Genomic DNA, 16240 nt, shown 5'->3' on the forward strand with positions numbered 1-16240 from the left:
TTACCCCGGGTTTGGATTTTTCCAGGCTGAATGACCCTTTGCGCTCAAATGGAACAACATACCTATGAATGAGGAGGCGCAACTGCTCGAACGCCTGCTGGCAGGAGAGCGGCGGGCTTACGAGGAGCTCGTTAGCACCCATCAGAACGCGATGCGTGCCATTGCTTATGCCATCGTCGGCACGCGCAATGCTGATGAAGTGGTGCAGGACGCCTGGCTATCGGTGGTGCGCAACCTAGCCGGTTTTCAAGGCCGTTCAAGCCTCAAGACCTGGCTGCTGACGATCACTGCCAACTCGGCCAAGCGCCACTACAAACAGAATCGTCGAGAAGTATTGCTTGATGATTTGTCGTCACCTCATGGCATTATTGATGATGATCATTTTTCGCCAGACGACGGTCATTGGTTATTGGCTCCTTTCGCCTGGCATCAGGACACCCCGGAGGCATTGCTGACCGAAAACGAGTTGCGCCAATGTCTAGAGCGCACGTTATTGTGCTTGCCCGATTTGCAACGCGGCGTTTTGTTGCTGCGCGAACGCCAGGGGCTGGAACTGGGAGAGATTTGTAATCTTCTTGATATTTCTCTCTCTAATGCCCGTGTGCTACTGCATAGGGCACGCTTGAAGGTCTTTGCGATCGTAGAGCATTTTGAGAGAGTCGGTGAATGCTGACCGTAAAGTGCTCGCGGCTCGGCCCCGTCGTTATCTCGATGGGCAGTTGAGCTTTCGGGCAATGGGACAGCACATCATCATTTGATGTGCTGTCCCAATTGCCGGCGATTTATTCGTCAAATGCACCTGATGAAAGCCACGCTGCGCGCCATACCGGAGGGCACCATACCCGGACGCTAATACACTCTCCGAGTACCTAACACGCAAACGTAGTAACGGTCTATAGAGACAGGTTTAATCTTCTCGCAACGAAGAAGGGATGATTGTCACCCTCCTTACTACCCGATCGGTAAAAGTATCCAGCTAATCCGCCGATGTAATGCGTGAGTCGAGCCGTGTAGGTATCAGTACGCCGGCCGGGCAACTGATTCATTTATCTTAGGTAAGGTCGGAGGTCTGTTGTTCACTTTCAGTAGAACGCCTGGCAATTTCGATGGCGCTTCTTCCGTCAGTATGTGGAAGGCGTAACAGTCGGTTGAGCTCAAGCTTGAATTTTACAGTTGGATCCTCGTTGGGTGTGGCATGAGGTGAATACATTCTGGTACCTATCTAACGTGATTTCTCATTGACGGAAATCGTAGATTAGAGTGCGCCGCATGGCTGTAAGATTAGTCTCAAATACATCAGGCCGTGAAAGTGCCTAATACATTACTGCCATATCGAGTCGGTTATTTCGCGCGTAACCAGCAAGCGACGCCGTATCATGTACGTTGTTAAGGGGGGCGCCGGTATCAATATATACATACCAACGCGGGCAGCCTCCCATCCAGACCCACTGGTCAATTCAGATGTTTCATGTCTGGATGGGCAGAACGGCAATGTCAAACTTCAGGGAGATAAACAATCCGTTAAACTTTAATAGCGGTTTCGTTGTTGAGCCGGTTGTGTTGCTAAATTCCATGTCTCTCTAACTAAAAAGAACAAGGTATAAAATGCGCTTAATCATAGGCCTGGTGATTCTGGTAATTGGTACTGCAGCCGTCGCCGCAGAAAATGGCGTAGCCCCCTACAGTCGGTACAGCTATGAAAGTAAAAGTCTTCCAACCACGCTTAACACCATGAAGGCATGCTTTATTGATGGTCGAGCTTATTCGGGTGGGATGATTGCTGTTATCCGCGAGAGGACCTTCAAATGCCGACGAAGGCTGAACTCTTTTGGGGACCGGGCCAGCAGTCAACAGTTGGTGTGGGTGGAAGACGGCACTTCGCCTTGATCTAAACAACCGTATTGTGATCACTCATTCAAAAGATGGTCGGTCACGAACCTTTTTTATGGTTACGACTTTTACTCCTAGGCGAATTGGGTATAACCCGAATGGCACTTACTTAACAGCTAACCGGCTGATCTAATTGCAAAAAATGAAAAAAGGCCGCCCTTGGTCTACGGTGATAGTTGCGAACACACACCACTAGAACAAGGACAGCCCGCGTGAATCGTAGACGTCAAATCGTCAGGCATCAACAGCAACGCATTCAGCAGCACGCTAAAAACAGCAATGCCCATGCGTTCTTTAAGCTGCTAGCCGATCCGGCGCTGCTACAGCGTGTCGAGTCAGTGATGCCCAAGCATCGTCAACGGTTGTTCCCGCCGACTGAAACGCTGTCGATGTTTCTGGCTCAAGCCATGAATGCCGACCGTTCTTGTCAGAAGGCCGTGAATGATTTTTCGATCAAACGTTGCTGCGATGGGCTAAGCCCCAGCAGCGTGTACACCGGCGCTTATTGCAAAGCACGGGCGCGGTTACCGGTAGAGATGGTTTCAACATTGTTGCGCTCCACGGGATCAACGATGAGTAACAACGCGTCACCATCCTGGCGCTGGATGGGGCGCCCGGTGCGCCTCGTAGATGGCACCACGGTGACCCTACCAGACACTGCGGCCAACCAAGCTGCCTATCCGCGATCGCGTGGTCAGAAAGCAGGACTGGGTTTCCCCATCTGCCGTTTGGTAGGAATCATTTGCCTGGCCAGCGGTGCTGTTTTAGATGCCTCGCTGGGACGTTTTCGAGGCAAAGGTGGCGATGAGCAGACGCTGCTCAGGACGATGCTCGACACTCTGAATCAAGGCGACATTGTGTTGGGCGATGCCTACTACGCAACGTACTTTTTGCTGTGCGAACTGCAACGTCGTGGGATCGACGGCGTGTTCGAACAATATGGCGCTAGGCGACGCAGTACCGACTTTCGGCTCGGGCAATCGCTGGGGCCGGAAGATTATTTGGTTGAGCTGACAAAACCTAGGAGTCGACCTTCCTGGATGAGCCAACCTTATTACGACGATGCGCCTGAAACACTGACAGTACGTGAACTGAAAACCGGCGGAAAAATCCTGGTGACCACCTTGAACTGCCCGCAGCAAGTACCCAAAGCTGGGCTCAAATCACTGTACAAAGACCGTTGGCATGTTGAGCAGGATCTACGCAATATCAAGACAACGCTGGGGCTTGAAACGTTGAGCTGCAAGACGCCTGGCATGGCTGTAAAAGAGTTGTGGGTGTATCTGCTGGCGCATAATTTGATTCGGATGATCATGGCCAAATCAGCGCTATTAGCTGATTGCTTGCCACGCGAGCTTAGCTTTAAACATAGCCTTCAATTATTCCTTGCGATGCAGCAGTACAGCTCCGACGAACAGGACGATAGGGTGCAGGATTTACTCAAACTGATCGCCAGAAAACGTGTCGGAAACCGGCCGGGACGGATTGAACCTCGCGCCATAAAACGAAGGCCCAAGCCTTACCCGATGCTGATGCAGACGCGCTCGGCGGCAAGGGCCGAGGTCAGGAGAAATGGACACCCGAAGAAGGTTAAGTAAGTGCCATTCGGGTATAACCCTATCATGGTAACCGCAACGAAAACTCGATCTGTTGCGGCTTACGTTCCTGTGCAATTCGAAAACGTCGATGGTTGAGCACCTGGAGCACTCCAAGCACTTGATCACCAAGCAGTGCTGTCCCTGAGGCTAGCCTAGCAAGAGGTGTGTAGTCGCCTCGCACGCGAGGCCTTAGCTGATACCGCCTTTCTAGGCTGTGGTGCATCAGCTACTGATGCACGAGTGGTACAGCAACTCAGGGCTGCTCCGACCACGCTGCTGACATAACCTGCGTGGATCGTTGATTTGGACAGCGCTGTTACTCCGTCATGGGACGTCGTTGTGCTGATTTGGGTTGACCACCTCTATGGCTCATCAATTCATGCCGCCCGAATATGGGACGGAGTTATGGCTAGACCAACTAATTACTATGCAGTAGAACTGGTGCCAGAATTGTTGAGGATCGGCTAGAGGCCGTCCAGCAAAAACTGCTCCAGCGAGTGCATGGCACTCAGCAGCACTTTGACCTGCTTTTCGCAGGAGGCAATATTGCCTTGAAGCGCCACTGACTCCAGCTGCGCACACGCATCGATCAACCCCCGAGCATCAGCCATTTGCGCGCCACCTTTAATTTTGTGCGCCAACGCCACGATTTTCTCGAAGTCGTGATCACGCAACAGTTCATCAAGTCTTGCGCTGTCTTCTTGGTTGGTGCGCGCCATCTCGTTGACCAGTGGCGCATACATGTCCGGACACAGCACCCGCAGTTTCTGTAGCTCACCGCCGATGGTTTGGTTGGAGTGAACCCGACGCTTGACCTGGGTCGAAACGACGTTGATTTGCTCGCTCAATGCTTCGATACCAATGGGTTTGAACAGGCACTGGTTCATGCCAGCCTCCAGGCAGTCCTGGATGATCTGGGATTGGGCATTGGCGGTGAGGCCAAAAATTGGGTGGGCACCGACTGCCCGACGCTGTTCAATGGCGCGCATTTGCCGGGCCAGTTCATACCCGTCCATGCGCGGCATATTGCAGTCGGTAATGGTCAGGTCAAACGGTGGATCGGCGTGCGTCCATTCTGCCAACGCGGTTTCACCGTCATCGCATGGCACTGCGCGATGGCCAAGGTATTCGAGTTGCTGACACAACAACAGACGGTTGGGAGCGTGGTCTTCAACCACTAGGATGTTCAGGCGATGATTTGTTCGAATCGGGACTTGAGGTGAGGCTTGGCGGGCATCTTCCTCTGTGCGCTCGGCATTGAATTGCAGCTTGAAGCAAGAGCCTTTACCAGGTTGACTATGGACGCTCAACTGGGCGTTGAGCAGCGTCGCCAGGCGTGTGCAAATGCTTAGCCCCAGTCCGGTACTTCGTTGACCACTGACGTTGGGTGAAACTTGAACAAAGGGCTCGAAGATGGCTTTTTGCTGAGACTCATTTAGCCCACTACCTGAATCGCGAACTTCGATCGAATAGCATCCAAAACCCGTTTTGGTATCATCAGGCAATTGTATCAAGGACAGTTCGACAAATCCTTCCTTCGTAAACTTAATGGCATTGCTGGTTAGATTGGCAACGATTTGGTTCAGCATCAGTGAATCGATGATTACCTGTTGGTCGCTGGCCTCAATCACCAGGTCGAACGTCAAGTTCTTAGCTTTTGCATTGACCTCGAACAATCTGTGAATGGAGTGAATGGCTTCGCCAAGATTGGCAGACCGTGGTGATGGAACCATGGCTCCTGCTTCTATTTTCGACAGGTCAAGGATGTCACCGATCAAGGACAGCAACGATTGTGCTGATTGATGTGCTACGGCCAGATTTTTTTCGACTTCCTCAGCGCTGCCGCCACGCAGTCGGAGCATTTCGATCAACCCGATCAGGGCGCTGATGGGGGTGCGGATTTCGTGGCTCATACTGGCTAGGAAAATCGACTTGGAGTCGTTGGCCTCATCAGCGACCTCCTTGGCCAGACGCAGTTGCTCTACCAACTGTTCGCGTTCACTGATATCCAGCCAACCCCCGATGACCCCGGAGAACGCTCCAGTGCTACTCTGAAAAGGCAGGGTCCAGTGATAGATCCGGCGGGGAAGGCCCTTTACCTCTATTTCCAGGTCGGCGAAGGTCGGCTCACCATGTTGCTCGGTGTCCCGATAGATCTGGTGATACTGAAGGCTCAACGCCGGGGAGATGACGCCGGCATCTAGAAGTGTCTTACCGATGACTTCTTCCTGAGTGGTTTGCAGGAATTCCAGGTAGGCCCGATTGCAGTGCGCCAGCTTTCCGTCCCTATCGCGCACATAGAGTGCAATGGGCGAGCCGTCGATGAGCGTTTTACTAAAAGCCAATTGATCGCCTAAGGCCAGCTCGGCTTTGCGCCGCTTCTTGATTTGAGCTTGCAAGTAGTAGTTCCAGATCAGGAACGCTAGAACGAAGGTGGCGGCTACGCCAAGGATTTGATAAACACTGTCTTTATAGGTACTCCATGAGCTGGCAACTGCGGGCGCAGCGTGGTTGCGCCAACGGTCATTCAAGGTCTTGAGCTCCTCCGGAGGAATATCTAACAGTACCTTATTGATGATGCTTTTCAGGACCATGTTATCCGTGCCAACGACCATGGCGACCCGACCTGGGGTGGGGCCGATGACGGCGGCAATTCGCAGGTCCTGCTGGAAATGATGCTTGATGAAATAGTCGGCGCCGAACTGAGTATGCACGCTGGCACCCACATCCCCCTCAGAGAGCAGTTCAATGCCACGCGCAGCCGTGGGGACCGGAACCTGAATAATCTCGGGATGTTGCTCTAGAAGCCAGTTTGAAAGTGGGTTTCCGGAGGGGATGGCCAGGCGCTCGCCCTTGAGCTCCTCAAGGCTATTTATGGGGGTCCCCGAGCGTTGGGTGACCACGACAAACGGGCTGATGAGGTAAGGGCGGGTGTATTGTTTGGCATCGAGCCGCAAGTCACCGATGCTCAGCGCGGCGATGAGATCGGCTTGGTGGCTCTGAAGCATTTTAAGCATGCCTGGAACACCGGTGCTGCGGACGATTTCAAGTTTCAGGCCGGTACGTTGCTGGACGATTTTCAACAAGTCTGCACTCAACCCCTGCAGTTGGTCACGGTCATCAAAAAAGGTCAGTGGTGCGTAGGACCCAGCCACCAGTACCTTGATCTTGGGGTGAGCTGCCAACCATGCGGTCTCGGTTGGGTTCAGATCTAGGGGCGGTTCATCTACCACAAAATCATTACTCAGTCCCCAGCGCATGGTGATCCGCATCATGTCGGCGGGCGGAATCGCGTCCAGCGTGCTGTTGATCGCTGCCAGTAACTGCGGTTTGCGATCACTGACGGCAAAGTTGATGTCCGCAGAGGTGGAGAGTGCAGTACCGGAAATATAGACGTCGTTGCTGTACAACAAGCGGATCAGAAACTCGGCAGTGATGGCGTCAGTCCAGAAAGCGTCGGCTTGGTCGTACATTAATGAAGCCAAGCCATTCAAATGATTGGAGTGCTGGATCAGTGTTGCGTCTGGATACTGTTTGTGCAGTTGGGCTCCGACCACATCGTCACCGACATAGGCTAAACGCTGACCTTTTAGGTCTTCTGCAGGGTGCAGGGTTTCCCCAATGCGCCGCACAATGACCTTGTGATTGAGCAGATAGGGCCGGGACTGGGTGATCGCGCCATCCTGGCCTTCGCTGACATCATGCAGGGCGATCATGTCGACCTGACCTTTCTCGAGCGCCTCACGGGCTTTAGCACGGGTTGCGAAACGCAAAATCTTAAGCTGTAACCCGGTAGTTTCGCGCAGTGCGCCCAAGTAGTCGGCGGCGACACCTTCGAACTTGCTTTGCTCGAACCCCATGTGCAGCGGCGGAAGGGCGCCGCTCCAGATGGCCACAGTGACTTCGGGATGCGTACCGAGCCAGGCGCGGGTTTGTGCATCGAAGTTGACGTGTGGGGGCGTGATTGGGGCATTGACCAGCAGCTCAGCCGGTTTTGGCGACTGAGCCTGCACACTCGTTGTCAGCAGTCCAATCAGCAGCACAGCCAATGGCCAAGCGAATAAAAAACGAGAAATATTCAAGGCGGTTCAGTTCCGTTGAGAGCGCTGATTATCAGAAGGGTTCCAAGTGAGCCCGTGAGTCTCATGAGTATGAATCTAGCAAGCCTCTACTGCGTTGTCCCGCGTTGCGCAAATCGGATAATTCTGACATCGCGGTGTATCGGGAGGAAACGAGACTTGTCCCAAAGGCTGACGCGCCGGACGGAGGTGTTGTTCGCCCATGCGGGCCTGTGCGGGGAGTAATCATTCAAGGGGCTCGATTTTTATCCGGTTCGCTGACCCCACACCCGATGTCTCCCACCTGGGGGCGAATAGTTTGTCGTAATGGGCGGCATAGGCAGAACTGTTTATGTTTTATTTCATCCCGCACTTAAGATAAGGTGCTTCGAGTCTCACAGGCTTGTAGGAGTTATCTGATTCTTTTTTGCCGGTGTTGTGGAGTCCTGAATGAAGTGGTCGGTCGTTTCACCCTTGCGAATAGTGCTGCTTGACGATCACACCTTGATCCGTGAAGCACTGAAAGTTCGACTGTCTATGGAGTCGGATTTCAAGGTGACAGGGGTCTATTCAAGTAGTCCTGAGCTGCTTGAGGCCTTACGTACTCAACAGGCCGACCTGCTGCTGCTTGATTATCAGCTGAGCGACGGGGAGCTGGATGGTTTGCGACTGATTCAGTTGCTACACAATCATTATCCAGCGTTGCGGATTCTGATTTTTTCCTCCATTGAGCGACCTGCGACCGTCAATATGGCCATTCTCGCTGGGGCTAATGGTTTTTTTGGCAAGTCTCAGGCGACTGAAGAACTGGTGCGTGCGATCCGAATGGTAGCATTGGACCGTTTATACCTTTCGCCGGCCATGTCTGCTGAACTGGACTCGACACCTCAAACACCTTTGGCGACAACCGGTCAGGATAGACCCATTGAGGGGGCTGATACGCTCGTTGATTACCCAGCCTTGTCGCCGAAGGAGCGTGAAGTGTTGCGCTGCTGTCTGGAGGGGATGTCAGTTTCTCAAATCGCTGACAAATTCTTGCGTAGTCGCAAAACCATTAGTGGGCAGAAACAGGCCGCGATGCGTAAGTTGAATGTGCGCACCGACACTGAGCTGTTCAAGCTGCATTTGGATCTCAAGAACATCTGAGTCTGGTGTTTAGATGACCTCGGAGTGTCTAGCGCTGCGTATCGACGAGATGATCGCCAATACGTCCCGTTTTCCCAGCTCTTGATCCTTGGCCTGGCGAATCCATTTGGAGGGAAAATATATGGCACCGAGGGTGATGCCATAGGGAGACTCTCGATCACTTGCGGCTACCCTCTGAGTCTTTGCCCAAGCGTCGAGCGCTTGCGGTGTCCAGGGGGGGGCGAACTGACGTCTACTCATACCATTATCATCATGGCTAGCCCAATCGGGGCCTCGATCCAGCGCGAGCTTCATGGTGGCTTTAGCGCCAAGTGCCACTCAGCGAAGAGCAAGCAACACCCCAATGCTGTTATCAACGACTAAGAGTGGTCTCGCCTATTATGATTATTGGGCGGGGAAGGGGGCTGATCGTAAGCGTCCGAGCTACACCGCCTTGCAACTCAAACCTTAATCCGTTTAAACCACTGGTTCACGCGCTCGCACTCAAATGCCGCTGGATCAAAAACATCGCCATGCCATTCAACCATGGCGTCATGCTCTGGATGATTGGGGTTGGCCATCGCCTCCAGAAACTCCTCGTAACCAGGCCCGCCACCCACGTCTTCCGGTGGGCAAGCATTGGCGCCGTCGATGCAGTACGGCACCTGAGGACAGGCAATAGCGGATAGCGTTTTTTCGACCTTGATACTGTGATGCCAACTGTCACCAAAGTCGTAGAGATAATTAAATGTCCGCTTTCCGTTCAGCGCCTTGATCAGCGTTTTACGGGCTTCCGGGTTTACCGTCGGCCCCCAGCCATCAGGGTCGGGCATGCCGTAATTCTCACCGGCAATTTCAAACTCATGCAGATGGCTATCACTCCAGCCCATCACGATCTGGATGACATGGTGCAATTTTCCCAAGGTGATGTTTTCAGGCACCGCGAACCGACGCCAAATCTTCGGAGTGATCCACTTCAGCTCGATGTGCAGCAGCAACAGGTCGGGGGCGGGTTTGGGTAAACGGACAGTTTTAACCATGAATCAGGCGGCCTCACAGTGTTCAGTGTGGTTCAAGGATATGTTCCAGGGCAGCAGCTCGCTCACCCGATTGATCGGGTGCTCGGCAATGTGTTCAAGCACGCAGGTCAGATAGGCCTGTGGGTTTAACCCGTTTAGCTTGGCAGTACCCACCAGGCTGTAAATCGCTGCGGCTCGTTCTCCGCCGGCATCGGAACCGGCAAACAGGTAGTTTTTGCGGCCCAGCGCGACGGCGCGTAGCGCCCGTTCGGCAGCGTTGTTGTCGATTTCGATTCGGCCGTCATCGCAGTAGCGCATTAAGGCCTGCCACCGGTTGAGGGCATAGAGGATTGCACCGCCCAATGCCGACTTTTTCGACAGTTGAGTCAGCGTCTGATTAAGCCATGCGTGCAGGTGTTCCAGCAGCGGACTGGCCCGGCTTTGCCGAATCGCTTTGCGTTGGTCGGGCGGTCGCCCTCGAATTTCGCTCTCGATGGCATACAGGGCCGCAATCCGTTGCAGCGCCTCGGCGGCAAGGGGTGAAGCCTGGTCTTTGTAGACATCGTAAAACTTGCGTCGGGCATGAGCCCAGCAGGCGGCTTCCTCAATAGTGCCTGTCGCATACAGTTGAGCAAAACCGGCGTAGCCGTCAGCCTGCAAGATCCCGCTGAAACTCTTGAGATGAGCGCGCGGATGTTGCCCCTTGCGATCCGGCGAGTAGGCAAACCAAACCGCCGCAGGTGTCGAGTCACCCGCAGGTCGGTCGTCGCGCACGTATATCCATAGGCGAGCCGTTTTGGTCTTGCCGTTGCCCGGCGCGAGCACGCCAATCGGCGTGTCGTCGGCATGGACTTTGTGACCGCTCATGACGTGGTGCTCAAGGGCGTTGACCAGCGGCCTGAGCAATTGGCTGCTCTGGCCCACCCAGTCGGCCAGGGTTGAGCGCTCCAGCTCCACGCCCTCACGGGCGTAGATCTCGGACTGCCGGTACAGCGGCAGATGATCGACAAACTTGGAGACCAGCACATGGGCCAACAACCCCGGGCCTGCAAGGCCTCGGGCTATTGGTCGACTTGGCGCCGGCACCTGGGCGATGTGCTCGCAGCAGCGGCAGACCCACTTGGGGCGAACATGGCGGATCACTTTGAAACGTGCCGGAACGTACTCCAGCACTTCGGACACATCCTCACCCAAATAGCGAAGCTTCCCACCGCAGCCCGTGCATTGCGACTCGGGCTGATGCACGTGAGTTTCGCGAGGCAGGTGTTCGGGCAATGGTTTGCGGCGCGAAACTGCGCGAGGTGCCGGTTCGACTGGCGGTGTCATTTCGGCTTGGCTGACTTGCAGCTCTTCAAGGCTCAACTGAAGTTGATCGATCATCGCGTCCAGTTGCTCGGAGCTGCGACCGAACTGCGTACGACGCAGCTTGGCGATCATCATTTTCAAGCGCTTCCGCCTGTGGCTGGACGACGTGTGGCAGATCGATTGGCGCCTCAATCACCTGGACGGGCAAAAGCGTTGCGCTCTGGCTGACGGTGCCGAATAACCCTTCCTGATATTGACGCCGCCAGCGAAACACTAGGTTGGCATTGACGTCATGCTCACGAGCGATTCTATGGGCGGTGTGGCGCCGACATGCTGAATGGGCAACGTTCGACAGGGATTAGTGCGGCAGAAATGCTAAGTTGATAATGCGGGTTTAAACTTAATTGAAACGTTCTAGCATTAAGCCCCCGCTGAACCGTTGCGCTTTGTCAGGCCGTATAGGTCGAGTAAGTTACTTGTATTCAGCTTGACTAAGAGCTGGGTTTTGTAAGTGCTGATAGTCCTCCTACTCAGTAACATTCGTTCGGCGATCTGTTTGTTGCTGAGACCTTGAGCCAGTTGCTGCAGTACTCTCAATTCGCGGGTGGAGAGGGTACTCAATAATTTTGCATTGTGACCGTTGCTGTCTTTATGAAGGGGCAGGCAAAAAGTCCCATCAGGGAAATAGTTGTGCCCATTGGCGACGGCCTGGATCGCGTTCACTAGTTCGCACAGCTCTTTATGTTTATTGACGAAACCATGAGCGCCGGCCTGCATACACTGGATCGCTAGGCTATCCGATACTTGAGCGGTCAACACAATGACCTTTACCGGGAGGCGTAACGCGGTCAGGCGATTGAGCACGGTCAAACCGTCAACCTTGGGCAGTCCTAAATCAAGAATCACCGTCCCAGGCTGAAGGGCCTGAATGAGGTTCATCGCCTGTGCACCATTTTCAGCCTCACCCACAATCTCGTAACCTTCCGTTTCCAGCAAGAGACGGAGGGTCATGCGTATGGCTGGATGGTCATCGACGATTACTACCTGATTGTTCATGGTGCGGCCATTGAATAAGTGAGTAGGCAATTCTTCACCAATCAGCCAGGTCTTAGCAATTGAGGCGTGCATTTTTGGGACAGATCTTGAGTGGCTTGTAACTGCAAGGGTACATAGGGGTTCTAGCTCGTTAGTACGGATATTTTGCAGCACGTTCACGTCGATCTATACGAGATGCGATGCCAGTGGCTTCACCGCTGCAGGCGTCAGGTTATCCACTGCTGAGTTCGCGTGCGGACTCTTACGGTAAGCGTACGGGCAAACCGTCTTGCACGACTAAGCCGGACGCCACCTATGCGGCAGCAACTCTGCAATCTCACTTGCTCGCTGCGTAGGCAGGCGCGTCAGCACATCCTTCTGGTAGGCATATGGATCGTGCCCAACGGGTACCGCCTTTTCCTGCCGTATTCGGCGGCGTATGTCCGGTTCCAGTTCCTTACGGGCTGGTGGCGTAAGCCCAAACGTAGGAACGATGGGTTTTCTTGGTGCCCGGCATGAGCATTTGCACCGGCGTTTCATCAACGTGAACGACCGGCTGTTCAAGCACCACTTCGCGCAGCGCATCGATCAGTGGCTGCGACTGCACGCCACAGGCGCCAACCCATTGGGCGAGGGTCGAACGCGGGATAACCAGGCCGGCGCGGCCAAACATGGCTTCCTGGCGATACAACGGCAGATGGTCAGCAAACTTCGCAATCATGACGTGGGCCAACAAGCCCGCAGTCGGGATGCCCTTGTCGATCACCTGCGCTGGCACCGGAGCCTGGATCAGTGTTTCGCAACTGTCGCAGACCCACTTGCCACGGATATGGCGCTCCACGGTGAACACGCCAGGTGTGTAATCGAGCTTCTCGCTGACATCTTCACCGATGCGTTTGAGCGCGCAGCCACAGGCGCACTCCGTGTTGTCCGGCTCGTGATGGATCAGCGTGCGGGGAAACTCAGGCGGCAAGGCTCGACGCTTGGGTTTCTGCTTTTCCTGGGAGGGTGCCGGAGTAACTTGCAGCGACTCCAGTTCCGCTTCAATGGCAGCGATATCGGTATCGATCAGATCGTCGAGCAAACTGGCCTGTTCCGGGCTCATTTGCTCGCTGCGTTTGGCGAACTTGAAACGCTTGAGCTGGGCGATCTCGTGGTTGAGTTTTTCGATCAACGTTTTGTCGTGATGGATCTTCTTGTCCATGACCTGGACGGTCTTGCCCATCGTTTCAACTTGCTCGTCGAGCGCCGAGACGCGTTGCAGCAACTGCGCCGCGAGTGCACGCAGTTGTTCGGGATTCAGTTGGTCAAGGTCGGGGATCGAAGTCATGCCGCCGATCTTGCCAGATCAGCGTAAACAGGACGACAGGCTGATTGGAGCCAAATAGCGTAACCGTCCAGCAAAGCCAGAATCGCCTCAAAGTGGCAGGCCAAGATGGCCTCATCGATATCCAGATCTCGGCTTTTGGCGTAGGCGTAGAAAGCCTGGATCGCGCGCAGGTGCGCCGCAGCCGTGTTGTAAGCGCGGTGCCTGAGTTTGAGTTGGACGTAGATGAACGGAATGAGTATGGGCAAAGGCGTCGCATCACCAGCTTGTACAAGCAGCGGTAGTCGTTGACCTGAAGAGAACCTGCACTGAATCAGTTTCATCGACAGCCACCTCATTCAAGGAATCGTCATGAACACTATGGACATGGCCCGTTGAAAGAGTAGACGTCGAAAACGAATTGGTCGAATCAGTGACTTACGTAGCTTATGAACATATCTGACATAGCACCTCGTTTAACATAATATACATTATGCGTACCATCATGTACGGGACTGGGGGGCTCTGGTGATGAGATTTCGAGCCTGGCACAGGCTTCGATCACTTGGCAGCAACCCGTACCTGGATATCAGTAAAGCGTAAGTCAAACAGGCTCGCGACACCTGACGACAACTCCGTCACGGTTGGCTTATCCGAGCACGTCATGAGAATCTACACGCTCAAACCACAGCTACCGATAATTGAGGTCATGGATGAAATTCAAGTTGTCCTTCACGCGCAAGAACAAATCAGACTCAATGGAAATGGACATTTTCACACTTGAAGTCGATGCTCATGTTGAGCCAAAACGAATCGCTGATTTTGATCAAGGCACAGCTTCAGTTAGCTTTGGATACCCAGGAATCACTGAGGAATACAGTATTGTCAGTCCACCTACCCAAGATGACCTAGTAGTTTTGGAGCTGGCCGGCAAACCGATTTTCAGGCTTTGGCAGCGAGATTCGGATGATTTGAGCATTGGTGCGCCGATTACGGTGAGCCAAGGCGAATTCGACCAGACTCAGGGCCGTGTTACCCAACTAACCTGGTGACACACGCATAAATTAGATGGAGGGGCCATGAATTCTGGTCCCTCCGCCTCCATATATCTATATGTATTATAACTAAACTAAATAGTTATTTAGTTTAGTTATATCTGATCGTCATCCATCAAAGCCTAAACCGATCCACCGACTGCGAAAGCTTCCCCGCCAAACTCGACAATTCATCCGTCGTCGACGCCGTCTCGCCAATCACTCGACTGTTACTTTCCGACATTCCCGCAATCCTCTCCACCTGATGAGCAATCTCATTGCTGGCCAGGCTCTGCTCACTAATAGTGCGGGAAATATCGTTGACCAATTCAGTGGTGCTCAGCGTGGCCTGGAGGATCTCGCGAATGGCACGTTCCACTTCGGCAGTCACCGCCATGCCCTTGTCCACTTGGGCAACGCCCTCCTCCATGCTGATCACCGCTTCACGGGTGTTCTGCTGGATACTCCCGACCATGCTGGCGATTTCCTGGGTGGAGGCGCTGGTGCGTCCGGCCAGGCTGCGTACTTCGTCGGCCACGACTGCAAACCCGCGCCCTTGTTCACCGGCGCGGGCGGCTTCGATGGCGGCGTTCAGGGCCAGCAGGTTGGTCTGGTCGGCAATCCCCTTGATCACCTGGATAATGCTGTAGATCGCCTCGGACTCCTTGTCCAGCGTGCGGATCACTTGGGCTGACTGTTGGGCAGAACGGGCGATGCCATCCATGTCGCTGACCACCTGGTGGATAACCCGGCCGCCGTCCTTGGCCAGGGTTTCAGCCTGACTGGCCATGTCCAGGGCACGTTGGGCGTGACGGGTGATTTCTTCGATACTGGCGGTCATTTCGCTCGCGGCGGCGGCCATGGTGCTGGCGGCGACGCTTTGTTGTTGGCTGCTGCCTGCCACTTCATGGCAACCCTGGCTGAGGCGCTCGCTCATGCCATTGACGCCATGGGCATTGCTGCGAACCACTTCGATCATGCCGCGCAAATCCCGCTGCATCGTCGCCAGGCTGCGAATCAGTGCACTGGCTTCGTCCTGGTTCTTGGGTTCGACAATCGGCTCGCTCAGGTTGCCATGGGCAATGCTCTGGGCTATACGGCTGGCGGTGCGCAACGGCCCCATGATGCTCAGGGTCACCCAACGTCCTTGGGCCAGCAGCAACAGCAGGCTCGCCCCCAATACGATAATCAAGGTCCAGTTAGCGTTGCTGATGGTTTGCCGGGTACCGGCGCTGGTGAGTTGGGTATGGTTTTCGATCAGTTCGCTCAACGCCGCCATTTGATCTTCCAGTTGGCTGAACGCGGCATTGAATGTCTGCAGTTCCCCTCGTGCGGCCTCGGGATTGTCCAGGGCCAGCGCGACGATGCGCTCGCCGGCACTGATGTAGGTGTCCAGGCTGGGTTTGATTTTTTCCAGGCTGGCCTTGATCGAGGCGTCCAACGGCAGCTTGAGATTGTCCGCCAGCACCTCGCGAAAGTGCTCGGCATGCTCCTTGATCGTGCTGTTGACCTCGGCCGGCGTACTGGTGCTTTTGCCCAACCCGACCAACATCGCCGACAGTACATCCGCACGCAGGGCGTCGTGCATCATGTCGGCTTCCATGTGGTTGCGCAGTACCGTCATGCTGACGTCGTTATCCTGTACCGCATCGGCCATCCGCGTATTGCCCAGGTAGCCGGCCAGGCTCATGATCAATGCGGTGAGCAACCCGGTCGCAATCAACAGCACCAAGCGTAATTTGATCGTCATAGTGGTACCCCGTGCCAGGACCGCCGGTTGGGAACCCAACCGTTTCAATGTCGCTGCTAGCTGTATCGGCAGCTGTTGCTTGTTAGTGAAGCCTAAGTTTGCGGATCTGCGCGGTTCCCT

11 protein-coding genes and 3 pseudogenes are annotated in these 16240 nt (G+C 54.5%); 4 read left to right on the plus strand and 10 right to left on the minus strand.

Features of this window, described 5'->3' with window-relative positions:
* The first annotated feature begins 64 nt into the window (after positions 1–64).
* Together CLM72_RS13900 and CLM72_RS13910 are read left to right on the plus strand one after the other, a co-directional pair.
* Positions 65–673: an RNA polymerase sigma factor gene (locus CLM72_RS13900; protein WP_105226837.1), complete on the plus strand. Its 609-nt coding sequence runs from the start codon at positions 65–67 to the stop codon at positions 671–673.
* Between the two features lie 1429 nt (positions 674–2102).
* Positions 2103–3488 carry an IS4 family transposase gene (locus CLM72_RS13910; protein WP_105226838.1) on the plus strand — a complete coding sequence of 462 codons (1386 nt, stop codon included), beginning with the start codon at positions 2103–2105 and terminating at the stop codon, positions 3486–3488.
* A 464-nt stretch (positions 3489–3952) separates the two neighbouring features.
* On the opposite strand, the gene CLM72_RS13915 is transcribed toward CLM72_RS13910, so the two are convergent.
* Positions 3953–7570 (minus strand): transporter substrate-binding domain-containing protein, encoded by a 3618-nt coding sequence (locus tag CLM72_RS13915; protein ID WP_158688685.1) that lies wholly within the window; start codon positions 7568–7570, stop codon positions 3953–3955.
* Positions 7571–7996: 426 nt separating this feature from the next.
* On the opposite strand from CLM72_RS13915, the gene CLM72_RS13920 reads away from it, so the two are divergent.
* Entirely contained in the window at positions 7997–8692 is a 696-nt protein-coding gene (locus CLM72_RS13920) for a response regulator transcription factor (protein WP_105226840.1), read from the plus strand.
* 440 nt (positions 8693–9132) lie between these two features.
* On the opposite strand, the gene CLM72_RS13930 is transcribed toward CLM72_RS13920, so the two are convergent.
* From CLM72_RS13930 to CLM72_RS13955, 7 genes and pseudogenes are all read right to left on the minus strand, one after another.
* Positions 9133–9711, minus strand: a complete 579-nt coding sequence (locus tag CLM72_RS13930) for a plasmid pRiA4b ORF-3 family protein (protein ID WP_105226842.1) — start codon at positions 9709–9711, stop codon at positions 9133–9135.
* A gap of 3 nt (positions 9712–9714) precedes the next feature.
* Positions 9715–11142 (minus strand): annotated as a pseudogene (locus tag CLM72_RS13935) (IS66 family transposase); the annotation flags it as partial.
* Entirely contained in the window at positions 11042–11269 is a 228-nt protein-coding gene (locus CLM72_RS29600; RefSeq protein WP_371920462.1) for a hypothetical protein, read from the minus strand. The gene CLM72_RS29600 and the pseudogene CLM72_RS13935, both read right to left, overlap by 101 nt.
* A 146-nt stretch (positions 11270–11415) precedes the next feature.
* Entirely contained in the window at positions 11416–12123 is a 708-nt protein-coding gene (locus tag CLM72_RS13945) for a response regulator transcription factor (protein ID WP_256595406.1), read from the minus strand.
* Positions 12124–12327: 204 nt separating this feature from the next.
* Positions 12328–12570 (minus strand): transposase domain-containing protein, encoded by a 243-nt coding sequence (locus CLM72_RS29605; protein WP_371920463.1) that lies wholly within the window; start codon positions 12568–12570, stop codon positions 12328–12330.
* Positions 12491–13360, minus strand: a pseudogene (locus CLM72_RS13950) (IS66 family transposase); the annotation flags it as partial. The pseudogene CLM72_RS13950 and the gene CLM72_RS29605, both read right to left, overlap by 80 nt.
* Positions 13357–13680, minus strand: a complete 324-nt coding sequence (locus tag CLM72_RS13955) for a hypothetical protein (protein ID WP_105226844.1) — start codon at positions 13678–13680, stop codon at positions 13357–13359. The pseudogene CLM72_RS13950 and the gene CLM72_RS13955, both read right to left, overlap by 4 nt.
* Positions 13681–14049: 369 nt before the next feature.
* Here CLM72_RS13955 and CLM72_RS13960 point away from each other — a divergent pair, with 369 nt between their 5' ends.
* Complete coding sequence (locus CLM72_RS13960) at positions 14050–14388, plus strand: hypothetical protein (protein WP_105226845.1); 339 nt, start codon at positions 14050–14052, stop codon at positions 14386–14388.
* Positions 14389–14506: 118 nt separating this feature from the next.
* Here the strand turns inward: CLM72_RS13960 and CLM72_RS29610 are convergent, their stop codons facing one another.
* Entirely contained in the window at positions 14507–15370 is an 864-nt protein-coding gene (locus tag CLM72_RS29610) for a methyl-accepting chemotaxis protein (protein WP_370694803.1), read from the minus strand.
* Positions 15365–16120 (minus strand): annotated as a pseudogene (locus CLM72_RS29615) (MCP four helix bundle domain-containing protein); the annotation flags it as partial. The gene CLM72_RS29610 and the pseudogene CLM72_RS29615, both read right to left, overlap by 6 nt.
* Positions 16121–16240 lie beyond the last annotated feature (120 nt).

Source organism: Pseudomonas sp. MYb193 (assembly GCF_002966775.1).
GTDB classification, from domain to species: domain Bacteria; phylum Pseudomonadota; class Gammaproteobacteria; order Pseudomonadales; family Pseudomonadaceae; genus Aquipseudomonas; species Aquipseudomonas paracarnis.